Consider the following 22,933-nt stretch of genomic DNA (forward strand, 5'->3'; position numbering starts at 1 on the left):
TGTTATATTAATTTGAGTTGTTTAGCTGCTGCTGAATATCCTCGATGGTTTTTAAAATTGGTTGTACGTCTTTTTTAGCGGCTATTTTGTGAACCCCTATAGTAATAAGATAAAAGACACCTAGACCTATTATAGTGCCTAATTTGGCGTTAAATGTTAATGGTAATAGGTTTTCTGCTATGCTGTTGGTCCAATTATAATCAGCAGGATTTTCTAACCCGATAATAAATATAAAGTTTGTAATAAAAGAAGGGCCAGCATACCAATAGCCTGCAGAATTTAATAGTTTTAATTGGTGTTGCATTAACTGTTTTTTATGGTCGAGTTGCTCTTTAATCGGTAATGTTAGATTCTCAGATGAATTTTTTTGATTTGATTTTTTGAATTTATAAATAACATATATAAACCATAGAATAGATAAGAAACAAGAGAGTTTGGTAATTGTAAACGGGATTTCATACACGAAATAGCTAAAAAGTAGTATTCCAAATACTGAAGCAGAAATTTCTCTCACATCTCTTTTTCTAATCTTCTTTTGAATATTTGTCATCTTTGTATCAAACTCCTTTACCAAGCGATCGGTTTCAATGCTTATTTGAGCTGTTTCCGAAGAATTCTTCCAGATGTTTTTTAGTTCTTGTTCTAACATGCTAATTGAGTTTTGGTGTAATACATTCAAACAATTTTTTTCGTATTCTCTTCATTTTTACGGCAATATGGTTTTCTGATAGCCCTATTATTTCTGCCATTTCTTTATACGATAATTCATCTAAATACATTACAATAATAGAGGTGTCGCTTTCATTTAAAGTGGCAATACATTCTTTTAAATATTTGAATTTTTCTAGCTCTAGAGGCTCAACAGTTTCGGTTACCGGTGTAAAGTGAATGGCATCTAATCGTGTCGTTTTATTATTGCTTTTATCTAGGTTCGTTTTAGTACGTAAACACACGTTTAGTGTAATGCGATATACCCAAGTATTAATAGAAGAATTTCCTTTAAAATTAGGGAGCGATTTCCATATTTGAAAAATTACTTCCTGAAAAAGATCTTGTGGTTCTATAGGAGTGGCGGCATAAATTCTACAAATCCTGTAAATTTTATGTTTATTCTCTTTTAAGAGTTGATCAAACGTGTTTTGTGATTTACTCATGTATTTAAAGATATCAAAAAATGTGTTGTTACCTTAGTTTTTTTTTGATGCCGTCTTCTCCAATTTGTTTTTTGCTGAAGCATACCTCATAAACTCTATAAAAAAGCCACTTAGTAAAATGAAATTAATTTTACTATACGCTTCTCCTAAAACAAAGGAAGAAACAAGCATCACGGTTGCCCAAACAATGCTATTGATAATTAAAGTGTTGCTTAAAAACTGTTTTGTTTTTTTAGTATTTACCATAGTCTTAAAATTTAATGCACATCTGTTGTAATGTGTCTCTATTCTTTTAGTGACAGGCTTTATTAAAATATGACAAAAAAAATTGAATTTTTTATTTTGGAGTATGTTAATTTTGAATTGTTGCCAATGATATCGTTGATAAAAAACCGGTTCAATATCAATACAAGTTAAACATAAGTAAACGAATTTAGCGGTTTTCTCACAAAGTCAAGTCGTTTGGTTTCTCTTTAAAATCAAAATAACTACATCTCTCGAAGTGGATTTTTAAAATAAAGATTTATAGCGTTACATTAAATTCTATAATCTCCAAGTTTTGCTAGATCTCTAAATTTTATAGAGTTTTTTGTTAATATTCTATTCAGTTATTATAGTGGTAAAGATATTTATAAGTTAGAGGCTTTTTTGGTGCTTGTTATTATTCTCTAGTTAGATTTGTTTTCCGATAACTTTTCAGCTTTTCTATAGTATATAGAAGCACTGCTATCATCTTGAAGTGCTTTATAAGAATCGCCTAATCCTTTGAGCGGTCTTTCGGAATTTGGGTGTTTTTCTGCTAGAAGCGTAAATATTTTTTTGGACGTATTATAGTGTTTGTTTTTTAAATAAAATTCTGCAATTGAACACGCTCTATTAACTTTTATTCTACTAATAAATTCTGTTTTATTAAATTCATTGACTAAAGCATCAAACTGCTTATAATCATTTGCTCTAATGGCAGTTCTGGTTAAGCTAAACATCGTCCAATCAGTCAATGCTTTAGAAAATCCATATTTTAAGGATCGTTTTTGATAATACTCATAAACATGGTCTAATCCACCGGCATTTATAAATTCATCTAGGGTATTGAATTGTAATTCAGGGAAATAATGATAAAAGTGTTTTATACCAGAATAAAGCGTTGAATATGGAGTGGAACGATGCTCTTCATTTATTAGTTTTTTGTAGGACCAATTAAACGTTTTATGCGCTTTTAGTTTTAAAATACTATCTAATTTTTCAGTTCCAATATTAACCTGATTTTCATTTGGACTTACCGAGAAATATAACGTTTTATCAAAACTCGATTTTTCAGAAAGAAAGTTATCTATTTCTGTTATTTTATGAGTCAAAGGAAAAGGACTAGCAACTAGATAAGCATCAAAAAGATTAGGTCTATCCATCATAGTTTGAATTACGAAACTTCCGCCATATTCCCAGCCAAATAGTATACGCTCCTTTGAGGTTCGAAAACTAGTATCGACAAATGGGATTACTTCTTGTTCTATAAAGTGTAAGAATTTTTTTTCATCATCAATAAAATGTCCAAAACGATTTGGGTATTTATTTGTAATACCAACAATTATAAATTCTGGTGTTTGTCTAAATTGAGTAAATGATTTTAATAAGCTTACACCAAATGGGAATAATCGTTGGCCATCAAGTATGTATAAAACAGGGAATTTTTTGTCCGTTTCTTCATAACTTTCAGGTACACATATTTGAATTTGTCTATCTTCTTTTAAAATCTCCGATTTAATAGTAAAATTAGTACCTAAGGTGTTTTTAGAACTTATAGTCTGAGCTTTTATATTTGTGGTTAAATATAAAAGAGTAAATAATAAAAACACTTTTTTGTGATCATTTTAATTGGCTTTTGATTTGATTCCAAATATGCATACTTAGCTAAACATTGTATGTTAAATTGTAGGTAAATTATGATTATACTGAACTTCTATCTAATAAGTACCAAAGGTCTTGTATAAGAATAGTTACAGATTTGCTTACGAGGACTTTCTGAAGCATAGCTTCTAGATGCATTACAAATTATTGGCTTTTACTAAATTCAAATGTTTTATAATCAGACTCATCTGGAGGACCTGCCAGAATTTGAATATTCGGGTTTTTAGTAAATGTCATGATAACGGATGCAAATGTAAATCCTCTTCCATCTTTATTATTGGTTCGGCAAACAGGATTTTTAACATTATCCTTAGAACGTAAAGCTTCTTTTATTAATACATCACTAATTTCTAAATTGTCTGCCATCCGACTTTCAACTGCTTTAAACCGAAGGTAGCTATTCGATTTTGTAGGTTTTAATTCATCATTTAAATTAGGGTTGTATTTTGCATACCAAGGCTTTAAATCATCATTAGCAACAGGATGGTTGGTATGATAAACTGTTCCGTTTTCATTATTTGGATTGTAGCGAACCACTTTATTCGCAGATGCCTCAAAATCATAGATTTCGCCCTTAATGCCAATAATATAATTCTGTCCAGAAGCGTGATTAACGGTTTGAATAAAGTCAAGGACCTCTTCTTTATCTGTTGTATTTATGATATGTCTAATTATAAAGGCAACAGGTAATCCAGATGAAGAAGCTTTTAATTGCATAATCGTGTTTACGCATACACCAATGCCCTGCGCGTTCAATCCATTTAAAGCTATTAATCCCGGGTGAGTTAGAATTAGTTGTTCTGGACGGTTCTTGGTTTTGTTTAAACGCATTAGTACCTGGAAATCATCAGTAAAATTTTCAAGATCCATATTTTGTGAAATGAAACCAGGCTTCCCGTTTTTTGCAGGTACACCAAGACCGCTACAGTGATGATTATTTAGGTCATTTATATAAACCCAAAACTCATCTAGTAGATTTAAAACTAAAACATCATTTAGTTGCTGATCAGATCCTTCAGCAATTCCCTTAATTTCTTCATACAGTTTTGGAGTCCATTTCTTAATAGCGTCATCAAATTTAGCATATTCAAAAAAGTTCTTGAGTACTAAATTTGCATCCTTGCCTAATGATTTTGAAGTGTTCTCTTTCCAGGCCGTTATAATTTCTCTAATTTCCTTTTTTAGTTGTTTGCCATGCTGAAGTCCCAGTTGATAGCCACTACCCGAGAAAGAAACGGTTTTTAGCTCTCTGTTTGTTTGCTGCGCAAAACATCCTGCGGATAAGAATAGCGTGAATAGTATAATAAATAATTTTTTCATAAGTATTGATTTTATTATTGTCAATGTGCATGGCTAAGTTGCGTAAAAACGCTTTGGTTTTTTTAGTTTTTAAAAAACCAAGATACTAAAAGTGCCATTAATCTTCGTTGGGGAATTTATAAACCATAAACGATACAAGCTGTTGTTTATTAAATTCCTCTATAATAATCCAAGATCTTAACTCGAAGTAAATACTCATATTTAGTTTGACTTAAATTTAACAAAGAAGTCTCCATATTATTCTTAGATGTTATGTATTCTACACTATTCGATACACCGTTATTAAACCGTACTTCGTTAACACGAAAGGACTCTTGATATGCTGCTACCTGACTTTTTAAAACTTGATATCTTTTAAAGGAAGTTTCCATATTATTATAGGATTGTTGAATAGATTGCTTAAAAACAAACTTAGTTTGTTTCAAGTTTACTTGTACTTCTTCATGTTGTGTTTTTTCAATTCTTATTTTATTTTTTGCTCGAAAACCATTAAATAAAGGCACTCTAATTGTTATTCCAACTACAGAATTTAAGTTGTTGTCAAACTGATCCTTATAATTGATTCTAGAACCTTCAAACTGACGCTCATTTCTCATAACCGATTGCTCTTGACCATTAATAGAAACAAAATCTCCTGTTTCAATAGTAGACGTTCCTGTTTGTGTAAATAATTGTGCAACACTAGAATAGTTTGTATTTAATTGTCCAAATAAAGAGATCTCCGGGAAGTAATTTGCTCTAGCAATTTTAATTCCCGTTTTTGCGGCATCAATTCTCAGCTGTTTTGATTTAAAGGTTGCTAAATTTTCAAGCGCATCATTATAAATAGTACTAGCAGAAGCCTGATACTTTTCTAGATTAATAATTTCAGAATAATTTTCGAACTCATTTTTAGAATCTATATCAATATTTAACAGCTTTACTAGATTTAAAACTGCTGTTTTTAAATTGTTCTCAGCAGTAATGATTTCTGTTTGATCTCTAGTGAATTGTCCATTCATATCTGTAAAAGTAGCAGGATTTCCCAAACCATTATTGTACTGTGATTCTAATCTTTTAAGCTGGACTTTAGTTGTTGTAAGTCTTGCTTTTGAAAGTTCCAATACATCTCTGTTATTTAAAATTTGAATATATAAAAGCGTAACTTTAAGTGTTAGGTTTTGTTTTACCTCTTTAATTTCCATTTCGGAAGCCTGCATATTAAATTTACTTTGCTTAATCTCATTTTTGATTCTAAAGCCATTAAAAATGGTTGCATCTAAACTTAAACCAGCATTAGAAAAAGTAAGTTCCTGATTTACAAAGCTATTTGTAAACGGGTCAATACTTCGACCATTATTGATTCCCAAGTTGTAATTCATATTCAAACTAGGAAGTATCTTGTTTCTAGTCTCTTTGAAGCTTACTTCAGAAGATTTTGCTCTTAATTCTTTGATTTTTAGATCAAGATTATTTTCTATCGCAATATCAATACAATTCTGTAAGGTATAAATGGTTGTTGCTACGTTTTGAGAAAACCCAAAATTGAGCACACTCAACCAAAGACCTGTAATTAGTATTATCCTTTTGTTCATAATTATTAATTTATATGAATTGTAGCCTAATCGCTTTTTAAACTTTTTACTGGATTCACTAATGCAATCTTTATGGATTCAAAGCTTACCGTTACTAAAGCGATACCAATTATTAGTCCTCCTGTGGCTATAAAAGCCCACCATGGCATGTCTATTCTGTACTCATAATTTGCTAACCATTTATTCATGAAATACCATGCAATAGGAACACCGATAACGATTCCTAATAGTATTAATTTTATAAAGTCTTTTGTTATAAGGGACGTAATGGCAAATACAGAAGCTCCTACAACTTTTCGCATACCAATCTCTTTTGTTCTTTGTTCGGCTGTAAACATGACCAAACCAAAAAGGCCTAAACATGAAATTAAAATGGCTAAAATAGAGAAGAACGTTGATAATGTATAAAACGTAGATTCACTTTTATACAGTTTATTGTATTCACTATCCATAAACTTATATTCAAACGGGAATGCTGGGTTTAACTCGGTATGTAGCGTCTCAAGTGAAGCTAATGTTTGCTGTACATGGTCTGAATTGTACTTAATGAAAGCGGTGTTAAATTCAGCATAACCTTCACTTCTAATAACTAAAGGGAAAATAGATTCTTTTAAAGAACTAAAGTGGAAATCTTTAACAACGCCAACAATAGTCCCAGAATTTCCCCAAAAAGAGATTGTTTGTCCTACTGGATTTTCCATCTTCATTTGTTTCATTGCACTTTCATTAATCAAGTATTCAATATTATCAGGATTATTATGAATTAGATCTCTTCCCATATGTAATTTGGCGCCATATGTTTTTATGAAATCCATACTTCCTACCATTCCAGTAAATAAAGAACCATCTTCATCCGTTTTTCCATTCCAAATAACTTCTGGAGAAGTACCATATGCTCCCAATAAAATATGTGATGTTTTTGTTACCGAACTAACTCCGGAAATTTGCAAAGCACCTGTTTTAAAAGCATTATAATTTTTCTGTAAATCTTTGGAAAGAGTTACCGCTAGTAAACTTTCACGTTCAAAACCGATATCTTTATTCTGAACATAATCTATTTGTTTTGAAATAATAAGCATACAACTTATAAAGACAACAGAAATTGTAAATTGAAAAACAACCAACGCTTTTCTAATCAATTTGGTTATAGAACTCGTTTCAATTTTCTTCTTAAAAATATCAGTCACTTTAAAGGATGATAATAAAAATGCAGGGTAACTTCCAGATAATATTCCTGTAAAAAGTGTTATAAGTAAGACCATTACCCAAGTAGATAGAGGTAAGTTTGCTAGATCGATACTCTTATCTGTTATTTGATTAAAAAGAGGAAGCGCCAAGGCTATAAAAATTAAAGCAAAAAACAAACTTGATAATGACAAGAGTATCGCTTCTCCTAAAAACTGACCAATTAGACTGCCTTTTCCAGCTCCAAGTACTTTTCTTATACCAATTTCTTTCGCTCGTTTCATAGAACCGGCAGAAGCCAAATTCATAAAATTAATACTAGCAATCAACATGATTAAAAATGCGATGATTCCAAATAAGCGGACATATTCTATTTTGCCACTACCGTTTTCAAGGTCTGCATACAAATAACGATCTCCATAAGGCTGTAGTTCTATAGCGAATGCACCAACGTAATCTTTTAAAAACGGTTTTAGTTTTTGTTCTACTTGTTTTACATCTGCTCCTTTGGTTAACTGAACAAAAGTATTCGTGCCAAAGTTTTTCCACTCGGACATCCAATCGTTTTCGGCCAGAAGTGAGTCAAAGGATAAATAAAAATCACTTTTTTCGGTAGTATTCTCACTTCCTAAATCAAACACCATAGAGATTTTTAAGGCTTTAGAATTTTCGAAAGTTAGTGATTGACCAACTGCACTTTTTACAGTATCAAAAAATAACTCTGCCATGTCTTTTGAAATGGCAATAGTGTTAGGACTACTTAATGCAGTAGCGGCATTTCCTTCTAAAATATTAAATGAGAACATATTAAAATAGTCTTCACTTACATACTTACCGCTTTGCTTTAAAACCTTGTTATTGTTAGAGAATGTGTAATTTCTATCATTATTAGACATTGCAGTTACGCTTTCAATTTCAGGGATTTTTTCTTTTAATTCCTTATATAGAAGGGATGGTGTTCCGTAACCATATTCTGCACCATCAGAGGTCGTGAGGTATGCAGAATAAAGGGTATCGTTATTTTCGTGATATTTATTGACACTGTTTTCACTTGAAATCCATAAATAAATAAGTAAAAAACAAAATAAACCAGATGTCAGTCCTAAAATATTAAGAAATGATAAAACCTTATTCGCTTTAATATTTCTCCATGTTAATTTAAAATAGTTCGTAATCATAATTAGGTGTCTTAATAGTTAGATAATAAGCTCTCAGTTACTTTTTCGCCATCGAGCATGCGTATAATGCGATTCCCGTATTTTGCATCATGCTCACTATGTGTAACCATAATAATTGTAGAACCTTGATTGTTCAGTTCTGTAAGTAATTCCATTACTTCGTTCCCGGTTTTACTGTCTAAATTCCCAGTTGGTTCATCTGCTAGAATAAGTTTTGGTTCATTAACCAAAGCTCTTGCAACTGCAACTCTTTGTTGTTGACCACCAGAAAGTTGTGTTGGAAAATGACTGCGCCTATGCATAATTTGCATTCTTTCAAGTACTTCATCTACCTTTCCTTTGCGTTCGCTTTTCTTTATTCCTGTGTAGATTAAGGCCAATTCTACGTTTTCAAAAACAGTCAATTCATCAATTAAATTGAAGCTCTGAAATACGAAACCAATGTTATGTTTTCTTAAATGAGCTCGTTGACGTTCTTTATAGTTAATGACTTCTTCATCATTAAAAATGAAGCTTCCGCCATCTGCATCATCTAAAAGACCTAGAATGTTAAGTAGTGTAGATTTACCACTTCCTGAAGGTCCCATGATGGATACAAATTCTCCCTTTTTTACTTCAAATGAAATTTTATTTAGGGCAATTGTTTTGTATTCTTGAGTCGTGAAATATTTTTCTAAGTTGCTGATTTTTATCATGATGTTTATTTTTTACTTAATATTAATTCGTTTTTGTCTCCGTAGTCTTGATAACTAGATGTAATAATTTTATCTCCAGGTTTAAGTCCTTCTAATACTTCATAATATTCTGTATTCTGACTTCCTAATTGAATATCTACGCGATAGGCACTCTTGCCATCATCACTAAGTTTAAAGATCCAATTACCTCCTGTTTTTTGAAAAAAGCTTCCTTTAGGAATTAGTACCGCTTGCTTCTCGTCGCTTAATGCTAATCGAGTTCTTAAAGATTGCCCACGTCGTATACCTTCTGGTATTTTCGATTCGAAATGCATATCAACTTGGAAACGACCATTTGTAACTTGCGTGTATACTTTTTTAATCACTAATTTATAAGTATTTCCGTTAAAAGCAAATGTTCCATTTTGTCCAGAATAAATTCTTGAAATATAATTTTCGTCTATCTCAGCACGTACCTTAAAGCCACTTAATACATCCACTTGTCCTAAACGCTCTCCTTTATTTTTAGATTGTCCAATTTCGGCATCTAAAGATGTTAATTGTCCATTAACAGGTGCTCTAACAATTAAATCTCCAACTTTTTTGCGCATCAATGCCAAGGCACTCTGAGTTCTAGTATATGAATTTTTGGATTGAAACGCTTCTAATGTGGTGGATAATGAATCTTGTTTTAAGACTTGTAAAGCCAATTCCATACGTTGTTTTTGGTAGTTATAGTTGTTTTTGGCTTCTTCAAATTCTTGATTTCCAATTGCCTTTTCATTATAAAGTGATTTATTAAGTGTGTATTTTCTATTGGCTTCAATGAATGCATTTTCCACATCTGTTTTTCGATTTAATTTATTTATCGTGTTTTCACGAGCTGCATTTTGAGAAATCTGCATTTGAGTTAATAGATTGTACACAGAAGTTTCTTGATTCACTAGATTTAATTCTAAATCGGTATTCGAAAGACGTAAAATAGGTTGGCCTTGTTGCATAATTGCGCCATCTTCTACAAAAATTTCTTCAACTCTTCCGCCTTCAAGCGCATCTAAATAGATTGTTGTAATGGGTAAAACAGTGCCGTTTACAGGAATGTTCTCTTGAAATGCACCGTTTTTAACTTCACTAATTTTAATACGGTCGGTATCAATATTTAATGTAGAGTTTCCTCCAAACGACATTGATAAGTAAATTACAAAAGATATTAAAAGGATTGCTACAACAGCAATAGCAATTTTTGGTGGATTAAATTTTTTCTTGGTAATTGGTATGTCCATTATTATTTTATTTACTAAATCAATTGTGATTATCGTGCCAAAAACATAAACACCTTATAGTTAGGTTTTTACATTTTTTTAAAGCATGTGATGTGTACGGTTTTGATACAACTAGTGTGCGGTTTAGTGACACTTTCTTGGATTTTGACATTTTTACTTGAAACTCTCCATCTGAATATTAATAAAACATACTTTTGTAAGTATGTTATTGAAAAACACTTCCATACTGGTTATTGATGATGACTCAGATGTATTGATAGCTATGAAAATGCTATTAAAGTCTAAGGTTAAGGAGGTTGTTATTGAGAAAAATCCAAACAACCTTATTTCAATATTAAATAAAAATAAATTTGATATTGTTATTTTAGATATGAATTACAATAGTGTAATAAATACTGGTAATGAAGGTATCTATTGGCTCACTAAAATTAAAGAGATAGATAGAGACATTGCTGTTATTTTAATTACAGCATATGGAGATTTGGACTTGGCAGTACGTGCGCTTAAAAAGGGCGCTTCAGATTTTGTGGTTAAACCGTGGAAAAATCAAAAACTATTAGATTCAGTAACAGAAATATTAGCTAATAAAAAATCTAATAAAACTAAGAAATGGAAACCACAAGTTAATGGACTTAGACTATTAGGGGAAAGTAATACCATGCAAGCCGTATTCTATAAGGTTAAAAAAATTGCTCCAACTGATGCTAATATTTTGGTGCTTGGAGAAAATGGAACCGGAAAAGATCTCATTGCAAAAGCTATACATGACAACTCTTTAAGAAAAGATAAGCCCTTTATAAAAGTTGATGTTGGCGCATTAACAGCATCATTATTTGAAAGTGAATTGTTTGGTTATGTAAAAGGGGCCTTTACAGACGCCAGAGAGGATAGACAAGGTCGGTTTGAAGCCGCAGAAGGTGGTACCTTATTTTTAGATGAAATTGGTAATATAAGTTTGCAACAACAGGCACGATTGTTAACTGTACTTCAGAATAGACATATAACACCTTTGGGTTCTAATACATCTATTCCCGTAGATATTAGATTGATTTGTGCTACCAATTCTAGCCTTGAAATTCTGGCAAATGAAGATAATTTCAGGAAAGATTTAATTTACAGAATAAATACAGTCGAAATAGTTATTCCTCCATTGAGAGATCGAGATCGAGATATTACCTTATTAGCTAAACATTTTATTGAAGTGTATACCGATAAATATTTTAAATCTAATGTTTCTTTCGATACAAGTTTTATGAAAAAACTAGTAGAATATCATTTTCCTGGTAATGTTCGGGAACTTCAATATGCAATTGAAAGAGCTGTAATCATGATGGATACAAATGTATTAAATGCTACAGATTTAATGTTTTCACCCATAGAAAGTTATTCTGAAACCACACAAGTAAAAGATTTAAAGTTAGACACTGTAGAGAAAAATACGATATTAAAAGTAATAGAAAAAAATAATGGCAATATCTCAAAATCAGCAAAAGAATTAGGTATTACCAGAACGTCGCTCTATAGAAGACTAAATAAATATGGCTTATAGAAAATATAAATTATCGCTATTACTTAGAATCTTTGCTGTTTTCTGTTTGCTATTGATTTTGGCATTTGGCATGCTCACTTTAGATTTTAAGACGAAAGCTTTAATCTCTATAATTACCCTAGCTCCAATTGTTTTAATTCTAGTTTTGCTGATAAATAGTCTCTTTAAATTTATTATAAGGAGGCATAAATCGATGCATGATTTTTTTGAATCTGTGAAGTACAACGATTATTCTCAGTGGTTCAATGAAAAATCTGGGCCAGAAGATATTAGAGAACTTCATCAAGGCTTTAATGCTGTTAATCAAAAAATTAAGGACATTAACAAGGACAAGGAAACACAGTATTTGTATTTGGAAAAAATATTGGAATTAATTGACACAGGTATTGTGGCTTATAGCATAAGTACCGGAAACGTTATATGGATTAATGAATCCTTTAAAGAACTTTTAAAAACACCTACTTTAAAGAATATTAAGTTTGTAAAAAAGAGAAGTCAAAACATCTTTAAAACTGTTTTTGAAGCGCAACATGTCAATGGAAGTACAATAACTATAGACACAGAGAAAAATAAAGCGAAACTATTAATTTCTACTGCTCATTTTAAGATGAATAACGAGGAATTTAAGTTAATTGTGTTGCAGAATATTGATAATACTTTAAATCAAAATCAATCGGAAGCATGGAATAAATTACTTCATATAATGACGCATGAAATTATGAATTCAATTACTCCAATTTCTTCTTTAGCTGAAACCTTACAAGCTGAAATTAAATTAAATATTGAAGATTCAAAGAAATATCCTATAGATACGAACGATCTTTATTTGAGTGTTAATAGTATACAGAAAAGGAGCGAAGGCTTAATGAATTTTTCAAAATCTTATCGTGGACTTAATAAAATCACAACAATAAATGCAAGTAAAGTTTATGTGAGAGAATTGTTTGATGGAATTAATAATTTATTAAAGTCTTCTTTAAAAAGTAAAGGTATTGACTTACAGTTTATAATAGACAGCCAGAAACTTCAAATTAGTATGGACGCTGTACTTATTGAGCAAGTATTAATTAATTTAATAATGAATAGTGTCGATGCTTGCATTGAAAGAGATCAACCAAAAATTATTATTTCTGCAAAGACAAGTAGTGAGGGTTACGCTATTATTAAAATCAGAGATAATGGGAAAGGGATACCTGAAGTACTCTTAGATAAAATATTTATACCTTTTTTTACTTCAAAAAAGAAAGGTAGTGGTATTGGCTTAAGTTTATGTCAACAAATTATGTTTCTTCATAAAGGTCAAATTCAAGCAAACTCTATTGAGAATAACGGAACTGAAATTAGATTGGTATTTTAATTTATTTCACCATTAGTTTACGTTTAACTTTTTTAAAGTTTGTAATGTTTCGTTGATATAAAACCGTTTCAATATTGAAGTAAGTTAGAAGTAAAGTAAGTTAGCGAGTTCCTTATAAAGTTAAGTCGTTTTGTTTATTCTTAAAAACAGAAAAGCCACATCTTTCGATGTGGCTTTTCAAAATAGTTTATAAAATCTAGTTATGCTTTTTTAGCTGTAATAGAGATTTTTAACTCTACATCATCTTTAATCATGTAATCTCCAAGTTTTGCAGGATCTGCAAATTTCCCAGAGTTATACTTAATGTTCCATTCAGTTCTATCAATAGTAAATACATCACTAGTAATGGTCATCATGTCACCAGTCATTCCAACTGTTACAGGAACAGTAACATTCTTCTTAATACCTTTCATCATTAAGTTACCGCTTATTTTTCCATTTTCAACACTTGTGATTTCGAAAGATGCATTTGGATGTTTTTCAACATCAAAGAAATCATCAGCTTTTAAATGTCCTTCTAATTTTCCTTTTTGCACTGCATCTTCAATATCAGTGTTTTTTAAAGTAGCAATATCAAAAATAAAGCTTCCACCTACTAATTGATTTCCTTTAGTTTTTGCAACACCATTAGATACGTTTATAGTACCAGAATGTCCTCCAACGATTTTGTTTGCCTTCCAAATAATCATAGACTTTTCTGGAATGGCTTTGTATTTTGCTTCAACTTCAACCTCAACAACTTCTTTTGCATCTGTAGTCTCTGCTTCAGTTCCTTTTTTACAACCTACAACAGCAAGACCTAATGCTAATACTGTGAAGATATTTAATACTTGTTTTCTCATTTTAAACTTTGTTTATGTTTGAGCTGCAAATGTAAAAAACATTCCATGGAAAATACTTAATTTTTTCATAAATAATATTAAGATTTTGTAAGCAAAATTAGTTTTACCTAATTTGATGTTTAACAGATGTTAAATGCACCTGTAAACTTCAGGGCAACATAAAAAAAAATAATGACATTTTGGCATTTTTATAATAATGGCAGTACTTTTGCCAATCTTAAAATGGTAATAAAATAAAGACACAAATGAGCAAAGCAAAAGATATAAAAGAAGATATAATCGAAGAGCAAGTAGAAGCAACAACAGAGGCCGAGACTTTTGAGGTTGAAGAATTATCTACAGAAGATAAGCTTACTGTAGAATTAGGTCAAGAAAAAGATAAGTTTTTAAGATTGTTTGCGGAATTCGAAAATTATAAAAAACGTACATCTAAAGAGCGCGTAGAGCTATTTAAAACAGCTAGTAAAGATGTCATGGTGTCAATGTTGCCAATTTTAGACGATTTCGAGCGTGCTTTGTTGCATATAGAAGACGATAAAGAAGCCGAAGGATTAAGAAAAGGTGTAGAATTAATATACCAAAAACTATTATCTACTTTAAGTCAAAAAGGTTTAGCAGCAATAGATGTAAGGCAAGGTGATACTTTCGATTCTGAAAAACATCAAGCAATAACACAAGTTCCTGCACCAAGCAAAAAATTAAAAGGAAAAATTATAGATGTTGTAGAAAAAGGATACAAGCTTGGAGAAACAATAATTCGTTTCCCAAAAGTAGTTATCGGACAATAAAATATTAACTTAAAATAATTTCCTTCTCTTTAAGAAGGTTAGGATGGGAATGGCAAAAAAAGATTATTACGAAACACTAGGGATTAGCAAAAATGCTACGGCTGCTGAAATTAAAAAGGGCTACCGAAAGAAAGCTATCGAGTTTCATCCAGATAAAAATCCAGACGATTCAACTGCAGAAGCTAAATTTAAAGAGGCTGCAGAAGCTTACGAAGTTTTAAGCGACGACAATAAAAAAGCACGTTACGACCAATATGGTCACCAAGCCTTTGAAGGCGGAGGTGGTTTTGGCGGCGGCGGCGGAGGTGGCATGAATATGGACGACATATTCAGCCAATTCGGAGACATCTTTGGAGGCGGCGGAGGCGGCGGCTTCTCTGGTTTTGGAGGCGGTTTTGGTGGAGGCCAACAACGTCGCGTAAAAGGTAGTAACCTGCGTATTCGAGTAAAATTAACACTAGAAGAAATTGCTAATGGTGTTGAGAAAAAAATTAAAGTAAAGCGTAAAGTTCAGGCCGAAGGTACTACATACCAAACGTGTGGAACTTGTAATGGATCCGGTCAAGTGACTAGAGTTACAAACACCATTTTAGGTCGTATGCAAACGGCAAGTCCATGCACCAGTTGTGGAGGAGCAGGACAAACTATAGATAAAAAACCAGCAGGAGCAGATGGGCAAGGTTTAATTGTAAAAGAGGAAACCATCTCGGTTAAAATTCCAGCAGGAGTTGTAGATGGTATGCAACTTAAAGTCACTGGAAAAGGAAACGATGCTCCTGGTAACGGAATTGCAGGAGATTTATTAGTAGCCATAGAAGAACAAGATCACGAAACGTTACAACGTGAAGGTGATAACTTACATTACGATTTATACGTAAGTTTACCAGATGCTATTTTAGGTGCTTCTAAAGAAATAGATACTGTTACCGGAAAGGTACGTATTAAGGTTGAAGCAGGTTTACAATCTGGAAAGATTTTACGCTTACGCGGAAAAGGTATTCCAAGTATTAATGGGTATGGTAAAGGCGATTTATTAGTACATGTTAATGTATGGACACCAAAGACATTAAGTAAAGAACAGAAAGAATTTTTTGAAAAAATGAAGGACGATGAACATTTTTCACCGAAACCAGAACGAAGTGATAAATCGTTTTTCGAAAAGGTAAAAGATATGTTTTCATAGCCTTTACAGTATTTTATATAAAAAATCTGCAATAGTATTGCGGATTTTTTTTTGTTAAAAATTCAAGTTATTTGGTCAAAAAAGAGATAGTTAAACAAAAAATAGTATATTTGATTTATCATTGGTTTGCGCCAATGGTAATTTTTCTTTTTCATAGCAATTTTTTCCCATCCTTTATTTGCGTAAAGGGTGGGTTTTGTTTTTAATAAGATTCTGTTTTTTGAAGCGTAAATTGTGAACTAAAAATAGTTAGTCAAATTATACCCAAATCATAGTATCGGAATCTTTAAATTAGACGACTATTTATATTATACCTTACAGCGTTAAAATAATTCTAAACAACAAAGCATACCAACTAACATTTTCTATATTTACGCAAACAACAACTATACTATATGCAAAACTTATTAGAAGCACAGTCGGTTTCTAAAAATTTCGGTGACTTTAAAGCACTTAACAACGTTTCTATTGCAGTTGAAAAAGGAAGTATATTTGGACTTCTTGGTCCAAATGGTGCAGGGAAAACAACTTTAATTCGTATTATAAATCAAATTACAATGCCAGATAAAGGGCAAGTGTTATTAGATGGAGAACCTTTACAAAGGCACCACATTCAAAATATTGGTTATTTACCAGAAGAACGTGGTTTATATAAGAATATGAAGGTTGGTGAACAGGCGTTATACCTAGCACAACTTAAAGGTCTAGATAAAGCTGAAGCGAAAAAGCGTTTGTTATTCTGGTTCGATAGATTAGAGATTGGCGATTGGTGGAACAAAAAAATTCAAGAGCTATCTAAAGGTATGGCACAAAAAATTCAGTTTGTAGTTACTGTTTTACATCAACCAAAATTATTGATTTTCGACGAGCCTTTTTCAGGTTTCGATCCCATAAATGCAGATATTATTAAAAATGAAATATTAAGACTTCGTGAGGAAGGTGCAACCGTTATTTTTTCAACACATCGTATGGAATCTGTTGAAGAATTGTGCGATCATATTGCGTTAATTCATAAATCAAATAAAATTTTAGATGGCAATCTTAACGCTATTAAAAGACAATATAAGTCTAATACTTTCGAGGTTGGTATTAACACAGAGAATGCGTCAGAATTACAACGTTCACTTTTAGAAAAATTTATAGTTTCTCCAGCGGAATTTAAGTCTTTAAACAATGAATTGAAGCTAAAAGTGAAGCTTTCAGAAAACGAATCTGCAAATCAATTATTAAATTATTTAACCACTAGAGGAGAAGTGTCTCATTTTACAGAAGTGATACCAAGTGCTAGCGATATTTTTATTCAAGCTGTTAAGAATAATTAAAAACTATGAACCATTTACCACTTATAATAAAACGCGAGTACTTAACTAAAGTGAGAAATAAGGCCTTTATAATTATGACTTTTTTAAGTCCGTTAATTATGATTGCTCTCTTTTCTTTAGTAGCGTATTTATCCCAATTAAATAATACAAAACAAAAAAACATTACTGTTTTAGATGAGTCAGGACTTATAGAGTCTATTTTTACTGATAAAGAAACCGTTAAGTACACCATTTTAGATGCTGTAACTTTAGAGGATGCAAAAGCAATTGTAGAAGAACAAGAAAATTATGGATTGCTTTATATTTCGGACTTTAAAAGTACTACTACGAGCATTCGAGAAGATGAAAAAAGGAATGTAGATGTAGAGTTTTATTCTAGTGAAACACCTTCGCTAAGTATTATTTCTGCTTTAGAAGTAAAAGTTGAAAAACGCCTAAAAGAACTTAATCTTGAGAAAAAAGGTGTAGATCAAGCAATCCTTAAAGCAGCTACAGTCAATATAAATATAAATCAAGAAAATTTTACGGGAGAAAAAACGTCTAAACAAGATAGTGTTGTCAAACTTATTTTTGGAGGTGCTGCAGGTTACTTACTTTTTATGTTTATAATCATTTATGGAAACATGATCATGCGTTCTGTAATAGAAGAAAAAACAAGCAGAATAATTGAGGTTATTATATCTTCTGTGAAGCCAATTCAACTTATGCTAGGTAAAATTATTGGTACTACACTCGCGGGAATCACACAGTTTGGTATTTGGATAATTTTAGGTAGTATATTAATGATTATAGCCTCTTTAATTTTTGATATCGATTTTACTCAAGTCAATACACCACAGCAAGAACTCGTCACGCAAGCTATGCAAAATCCAAATGCAAATGCAGATGCACAATTATTTATAAATGCCTTTTTAAATATGCCCTTAGCAAATTTAGTAATAGCCTTTATCTTGTTTTTTGTTAGTGGTTATTTGTTATACAGTTCGTTATATGCAGCAATTGGAGCAGCAGTAGATAATGAGACCGACACACAACAGTTTATGTTGCCTATAATTATGCCATTAATTTTGGCAGTATATGTTGGAGGATTCACCGTTATTGAAGATCCACATGGTACAGTAGCAACTGTATTCTCTTTTATACCCTTTACATCTCCAGTTGTTATGCTCATGCGTATTCCTTTTGGAGTACCTATTTGGCAACAAATACTGTCTTTGTTAATATTAATTGGTACATTTATGTTCACCATTTGGATGGCTTCAAAAATATATCGCGTTGGGATATTAATGTATGGAAAAAAACCAACCTATAGAGAGCTTTTAAAATGGATTAAATATTAATGATGCAAGAGAACGTAGGTAACAAAATAGGAGAAACGGTGGAAGATTTTAGTGATGTCATTACTGAAAGCACTATTTGGGAAAAGCTTATCGAGTTTTTAAATTATAAACTTTTTTCATTCACAGATGATAAAGGTATAGAAACAGGTTTTTTTAAAATAAAGTATATCTTATTAATTTTAATTGTCTTAATTCTAACAACGTACATTCTTCGTTGGGCTAAAAAATTGCTAACTCGCAATATGCCAGACACTGATAGGGTGAAATTTACAACGGTGTTTTCTTTCGTGAGGTGGTTAATTTATGCCATTGTGTTTTTAGTAGCAATAGATTCTGTAGGTATCGATGTTACTGCTGTTTTTGCAGCTTCAGCAGCTTTATTAATTGGTATTGGTTTAGCGCTACAAACTTTATTTCAAGATATAATTTCGGGTGTATTTATTTTAGTAGATCAATCTGTTCACGTTGGTGATATTATAGAGCTTGAAGGCAAAGTTGGTCGCGTAGAAGAAATTAAACTACGAACTACAAGAGCTGTTACAATAGATAATAAAGTGTTAGTAATACCAAATCATTTATACTTAACTAATAGTTTGTATAATTGGACTCAAAATGGTTCTTCAACTAGAGAATCAGTAGATGTTGGTGTTGCATATGGAAGTGATGTAGAATTGGTTAAAAAGTTGTTATTAGAAGCTGCAAAATCTTCAAAATTAGTATTTGAAAATCCAGCGCCTGTTGTGATATTTAGGGATTTTGGAGAAAGTTCTTTAGATTTTAGAGTTGCTTTTACATTAGGAGATAGTTTTAATGCTAGATTTCCTAAAAGTGATATACGTTTTGCTATCGATAGACTTTTTAGAGAAAATAATATTAGTATTCCTTTTCCACAACGCGATGTACATGTTATTCAAAAAGAGGATCAGAATATTCAATTTAAGGTGAATTCGAAACAGTAAGGATCTAATAGTTTATGCAAATTCAAACGGCTAATTTTATTGTAATAGTATTATTTATAATGGCATTTCAAAGTGCCTATGCGCAGCTTACAGATTTAGCACGTTTTGAGTATTCTTATATACCAAAAGGAGATTCCGAAGATAGTTTTAATAGATTTAGAGGCTTAGTTAATTATCCAATTAAAACGAAAGAAGATTGCTACTTAGTTGTTGGTGGTGAATATAGTAGAATAGCTTTAGATATAAAAGATCATTATCCTTTTAGGACTTCAAATTTATCACGTTTACATATCATAGATTTAAATGTTGGTTACACTTTTAAGTTAGAAAGTGGTTGGCGCTTAGGAGCAAAAATTACACCTAGAATAGCTTCAACATTAAGGCATAAAATAACTGGTGACGATATTTTGTTAAACGGAGGTGTCTATGCTATAAATGATAGAACAAAAGACGAATCTGTTGATAAACCATACCGCTTAATTTTAGGATTGACATACAATAGTACTATTGGAATACCATTACCATTGCCTTTTGTAAGTTATTATAGACGCGTAAACGAGCATTGGTCTTTTAATTTGGGAGTACCTAAGACAAATGTGAAATACTTGTTTAGTGAACATAGTATTTTACAAACATTTGTAGGAATCGATGGCTATTTTGCGAATATTCAAGATCCTATAATAATTGATAGTAATCAAGCAGATCATATTTCTTTATCTATTGTTGTTGCTGGGTTTGGTTACGAATATTGTTTTACAGACCATTTAGTATGGTATGCATATTCTGGTTATACATTAAGCATGAATAATCAATTACGTGATGATAATAGAGAAGAAGTTTATAAATTAGACAATGTAAACGCGTTTTACTTAAGAACAGGAATTAAATTTAAAATATAATGCCAAAAATACTAGTAATTGAAGACGAAGCAGCTATTAGAAGGGTTTTAGTGAAGATTCTATCTGAAGAAAATGAGAAATATGAAGTTGATCAAGCTGAAGATGGTTTAGCAGGTATCGAAAAAATAAGGAAAGAAGATTTCGACCTTGTACTTTGTGATATTAAAATGCCAAAAATGGATGGTGTTGAAGTCCTTGAGGCTGCCAAAAGAATTAAACCAGAAATCCCAATGGTTATGATATCTGGTCATGGAGATCTGGACACAGCTGTTAATACAATGCGTTTAGGCGCTTTCGATTATATTTCTAAGCCACCAGATTTAAATCGTTTACTAAACACCGTTCGTAATGCATTAGATAGAAAAGAACTGTTTGTCGAGAATAAAATTCTTAAAAGAAAAGTTAGTAAAAAGTATGAAATGATTGGCGAAAGCGATGGCATTTCTCAAATCAAAGCTATAATAGATAAAGTTGCACCAACAGATGCTCGTGTTTTAATTACAGGACCAAATGGAACAGGAAAAGAATTGGTTGCACATTGGTTACATGAGAAAAGTTCACGTGCAAAAGGTCCAATGATTGAGGTTAATTGTGCTGCTATACCTAGCGAATTAATAGAAAGCGAATTATTTGGTCACGTAAAAGGAGCCTTTACAAGTGCTGCAAAAGATAGAGCTGGTAAATTTGAAGCTGCCAATGGAGGTACCATTTTTTTAGATGAAATTGGTGACATGAGTCTTTCGGCACAAGCAAAAGTATTACGTGCTTTACAAGAAAGTCGTATTCAGCGTGTTGGTAGCGATAAAGATATTAAGGTTGATGTGCGCATAGTAGCAGCGACAAACAAAAACCTTAAAAAGGAAATTGCAGAAGGTAGGTTTCGGGAAGATTTGTACCATAGGTTAGCAGTGATTCTTGTTAAAGTTCCTGCGCTTAATGATAGAAGGGACGATATTCCATTATTGATTAAGCATTTTGCTAAGAAAATCTCTAGCGAGCAAGGTACAGCAGAAAAGAATTTTTCGGCGAAAGCCATTAAATTATTGCAAGAATACGATTGGACAGGAAATATTAGAGAATTACGTAACGTAATCGAAAGATTATTAATTCTCGGAGGCGCAGATGTAAGTGAGCAAGATGTTAAGTTGTTCGCTAGTAAATAATTAGTGTTATCTAAAATTTAAATTCCAAACTGTATGCCAAACCCAGTTTGAATATCTGGAATATTAATAACAGTAAAATCTTGTTGAAGATAAAAGCTTAGGGTTATAGTTTTTTTAGTGTAAGAATACATTAGTGACCAATAGTCATTATTTTTGTACAAATTGGTGATTCCATGTCCCCAAGAATCAACGGCTTGTGGATTCCTAATAGGAATAATATATTCTAATTCGTCTTTTTTGTTTAAACTCGTTTGGATATAAAAAAATAGTCCAAAACTATGTACTGATCCTGTTTTAGCTTTTAAACTATATTCTAAAGCAGTTTCAGAGTTCGCTATAAAATCATTGGTTCCAAATTGGACATTATTACTTTTAAAATTTGTTAAAGCCTTCTTTAAAACACCTAAACTTGTTCCAATATTTAAGTTGCTTCTGTTGTTTATTATAAATGTTTTTATTGCATTAGTAGATAAACCAAAATCTAAAGAAGAGTTGTCACTAGATAGATTAATGCCTAAGTGAGTACCAAAATTGACAGCAAACCTGCTGTTTTTACTTTTTAGACTTTCTGGATAATAGTAATAAGCGGTTTCAATACCAGTGGCGAATATATTACCGCTATTAACCTTTGTACTGTTTCCATTTCTATCTGTATATTCAATGCCAGCTTCATCTAAGCCAAAAACTTTTCTGTCAAATGGATCTTCACCTCCTGCAACATTACTATGAAAACTTTCAATGAATTTATCGCCTGTAAAAATTGTAAATGGTAATTTTCCTTTAGTTAATAAGAATGCTCTAAACCCAATTTGAAGTTCATGCTTTTTAGCAAGTTTAAAGTTTATTTTACCTCTTAAGCCTTTTATTACACCATCATTTTTTGTGTTAAAAGAATCCTTTTCAATGTCATTTTCATCAAATGCTGTGTGTGCATGATCCCAATCTAAACCTCGAGTTACTGCTCTTTCTGCTTCATTTTTAGGAATATAAACGTTTGTACTTGGAGACCATACATTCCCACTCTCTAAACTTATAGAAAGTGTTTTGTTTTTTGAAGGTTTAGAATTAAAATGACCCTGTATTCTTGAAAAATAAACACCAAATGTATGAGTAGATAAAATACTCGGTTTAGTAATATTATCTTTTATAAATGGCTCTAAGCTACTATTTTCTTGAGAGAAACTAGATAGACATAGAAACAAAAAAAATGAAATAAAAATATAAGGCTGCTTCATATTAAAGTTTGAAGGTGCTAAAG

20 protein-coding genes are annotated in these 22,933 nt (G+C 31.6%); 9 read left to right on the forward strand and 11 right to left on the reverse strand.

The window, feature by feature from the left end:
• Positions 1-7: 7 nt before the first annotated feature.
• The 9 genes from RH82_RS00530 to RH82_RS00570 all read right to left on the reverse strand — a co-directional run bounded on the left by RH82_RS00530 (position 8) and on the right by RH82_RS00570 (position 10,273).
• Positions 8-649: a hypothetical protein gene (locus RH82_RS00530; protein ID WP_034057192.1), complete on the reverse strand. Its 642-nt coding sequence runs from the start codon at positions 647-649 to the stop codon at positions 8-10.
• A 1-nt stretch (position 650) separates the two neighbouring features.
• The gene (locus RH82_RS00535) at positions 651-1,154 is read right to left on the reverse strand and encodes an RNA polymerase sigma factor (RefSeq protein WP_034057194.1); all 504 of its coding nucleotides are present in this window, start codon (positions 1,152-1,154) and stop codon (positions 651-653) included.
• Between the two features lie 33 nt (positions 1,155-1,187).
• Positions 1,188-1,400, reverse strand: coding sequence for a hypothetical protein (locus RH82_RS00540; RefSeq protein WP_034057196.1), 213 nt, complete (start codon positions 1,398-1,400; stop codon positions 1,188-1,190).
• 422 nt (positions 1,401-1,822) lie between these two features.
• Entirely contained in the window at positions 1,823-3,007 is a 1,185-nt protein-coding gene (locus RH82_RS00545; RefSeq protein ID WP_034057198.1) for an alpha/beta hydrolase-fold protein, read from the reverse strand.
• 196 nt (positions 3,008-3,203) lie between these two features.
• The gene (locus tag RH82_RS00550) at positions 3,204-4,379 is read right to left on the reverse strand and encodes a C45 family autoproteolytic acyltransferase/hydolase (protein WP_034057199.1); all 1,176 of its coding nucleotides are present in this window, start codon (positions 4,377-4,379) and stop codon (positions 3,204-3,206) included.
• Between the two features lie 149 nt (positions 4,380-4,528).
• The gene (locus tag RH82_RS00555; RefSeq protein ID WP_034057200.1) at positions 4,529-5,953 is read right to left on the reverse strand and encodes a TolC family protein; all 1,425 of its coding nucleotides are present in this window, start codon (positions 5,951-5,953) and stop codon (positions 4,529-4,531) included.
• Positions 5,954-5,979: 26 nt separating this feature from the next.
• On the reverse strand, positions 5,980-8,316 hold the full coding sequence (locus RH82_RS00560; RefSeq protein WP_034057201.1) for an ABC transporter permease: 2,337 nt from the start codon (positions 8,314-8,316) through the stop codon (positions 5,980-5,982).
• Positions 8,317-8,327: 11 nt separating this feature from the next.
• Positions 8,328-9,011: an ABC transporter ATP-binding protein gene (locus RH82_RS00565; protein WP_034057202.1), complete on the reverse strand. Its 684-nt coding sequence runs from the start codon at positions 9,009-9,011 to the stop codon at positions 8,328-8,330.
• Between the two features lie 5 nt (positions 9,012-9,016).
• The gene (locus RH82_RS00570) at positions 9,017-10,273 is read right to left on the reverse strand and encodes an efflux RND transporter periplasmic adaptor subunit (RefSeq protein ID WP_034057203.1); all 1,257 of its coding nucleotides are present in this window, start codon (positions 10,271-10,273) and stop codon (positions 9,017-9,019) included.
• 202 nt (positions 10,274-10,475) lie between these two features.
• On the opposite strand from RH82_RS00570, the gene RH82_RS00575 reads away from it, so the two are divergent.
• Positions 10,476-11,822, forward strand: a complete 1,347-nt coding sequence (locus RH82_RS00575) for a sigma-54-dependent transcriptional regulator (RefSeq protein WP_034057205.1) — start codon at positions 10,476-10,478, stop codon at positions 11,820-11,822.
• Positions 11,823-12,015: 193 nt separating this feature from the next.
• Positions 12,016-13,179, forward strand: coding sequence for a sensor histidine kinase (locus RH82_RS00580; protein ID WP_241147975.1), 1,164 nt, complete (start codon positions 12,016-12,018; stop codon positions 13,177-13,179).
• A 200-nt stretch (positions 13,180-13,379) separates the two neighbouring features.
• Here RH82_RS00580 and RH82_RS00585 read toward each other — a convergent pair whose 3' ends face one another.
• Positions 13,380-14,021 carry a YceI family protein gene (locus RH82_RS00585; protein ID WP_034057211.1) on the reverse strand — a complete coding sequence of 214 codons (642 nt, stop codon included), beginning with the start codon at positions 14,019-14,021 and terminating at the stop codon, positions 13,380-13,382.
• Positions 14,022-14,266: 245 nt separating this feature from the next.
• On the opposite strand from RH82_RS00585, the gene RH82_RS00590 reads away from it, so the two are divergent.
• The 7 genes from RH82_RS00590 (at position 14,267) to RH82_RS00620 (ending at position 21,675) form a co-directional block, all read left to right on the forward strand.
• A complete protein-coding gene (locus tag RH82_RS00590) occupies positions 14,267-14,809 on the forward strand; it encodes a nucleotide exchange factor GrpE (protein WP_034057212.1) in 543 nt (180 codons plus the stop codon).
• A gap of 49 nt (positions 14,810-14,858) precedes the next feature.
• Positions 14,859-15,992: a molecular chaperone DnaJ gene (gene dnaJ / locus RH82_RS00595; RefSeq protein ID WP_034057239.1), complete on the forward strand. Its 1,134-nt coding sequence runs from the start codon at positions 14,859-14,861 to the stop codon at positions 15,990-15,992.
• Positions 15,993-16,387: 395 nt separating this feature from the next.
• Positions 16,388-17,314 carry an ABC transporter ATP-binding protein gene (locus tag RH82_RS00600; protein WP_034057213.1) on the forward strand — a complete coding sequence of 309 codons (927 nt, stop codon included), beginning with the start codon at positions 16,388-16,390 and terminating at the stop codon, positions 17,312-17,314.
• A gap of 5 nt (positions 17,315-17,319) precedes the next feature.
• Complete coding sequence (locus tag RH82_RS00605) at positions 17,320-18,654, forward strand: ABC transporter permease (protein ID WP_034057214.1); 1,335 nt, start codon at positions 17,320-17,322, stop codon at positions 18,652-18,654.
• A 2-nt stretch (positions 18,655-18,656) separates the two neighbouring features.
• A complete protein-coding gene (locus RH82_RS00610; protein WP_206420392.1) occupies positions 18,657-19,613 on the forward strand; it encodes a mechanosensitive ion channel family protein in 957 nt (318 codons plus the stop codon).
• 14 nt (positions 19,614-19,627) lie between these two features.
• Positions 19,628-20,512, forward strand: a complete 885-nt coding sequence (locus tag RH82_RS00615) for a DUF6268 family outer membrane beta-barrel protein (protein ID WP_034057216.1) — start codon at positions 19,628-19,630, stop codon at positions 20,510-20,512.
• Positions 20,512-21,675 (forward strand): sigma-54-dependent transcriptional regulator, encoded by a 1,164-nt coding sequence (locus RH82_RS00620; protein ID WP_034057218.1) that lies wholly within the window; start codon positions 20,512-20,514, stop codon positions 21,673-21,675. Before RH82_RS00615 ends, RH82_RS00620 begins: the two co-directional genes overlap by 1 nt.
• 17 nt (positions 21,676-21,692) lie before the next feature.
• Here RH82_RS00620 and RH82_RS00625 read toward each other — a convergent pair whose 3' ends face one another.
• On the reverse strand, positions 21,693-22,910 hold the full coding sequence (locus tag RH82_RS00625) for a hypothetical protein (protein WP_034057219.1): 1,218 nt from the start codon (positions 22,908-22,910) through the stop codon (positions 21,693-21,695).
• Positions 22,911-22,933: the final 23 nt, after the last annotated feature.

Origin of the sequence: Lacinutrix jangbogonensis, assembly GCF_000797445.1 — a bacterium.
GTDB classification, from domain to species: domain Bacteria; phylum Bacteroidota; class Bacteroidia; order Flavobacteriales; family Flavobacteriaceae; genus Lacinutrix; species Lacinutrix jangbogonensis.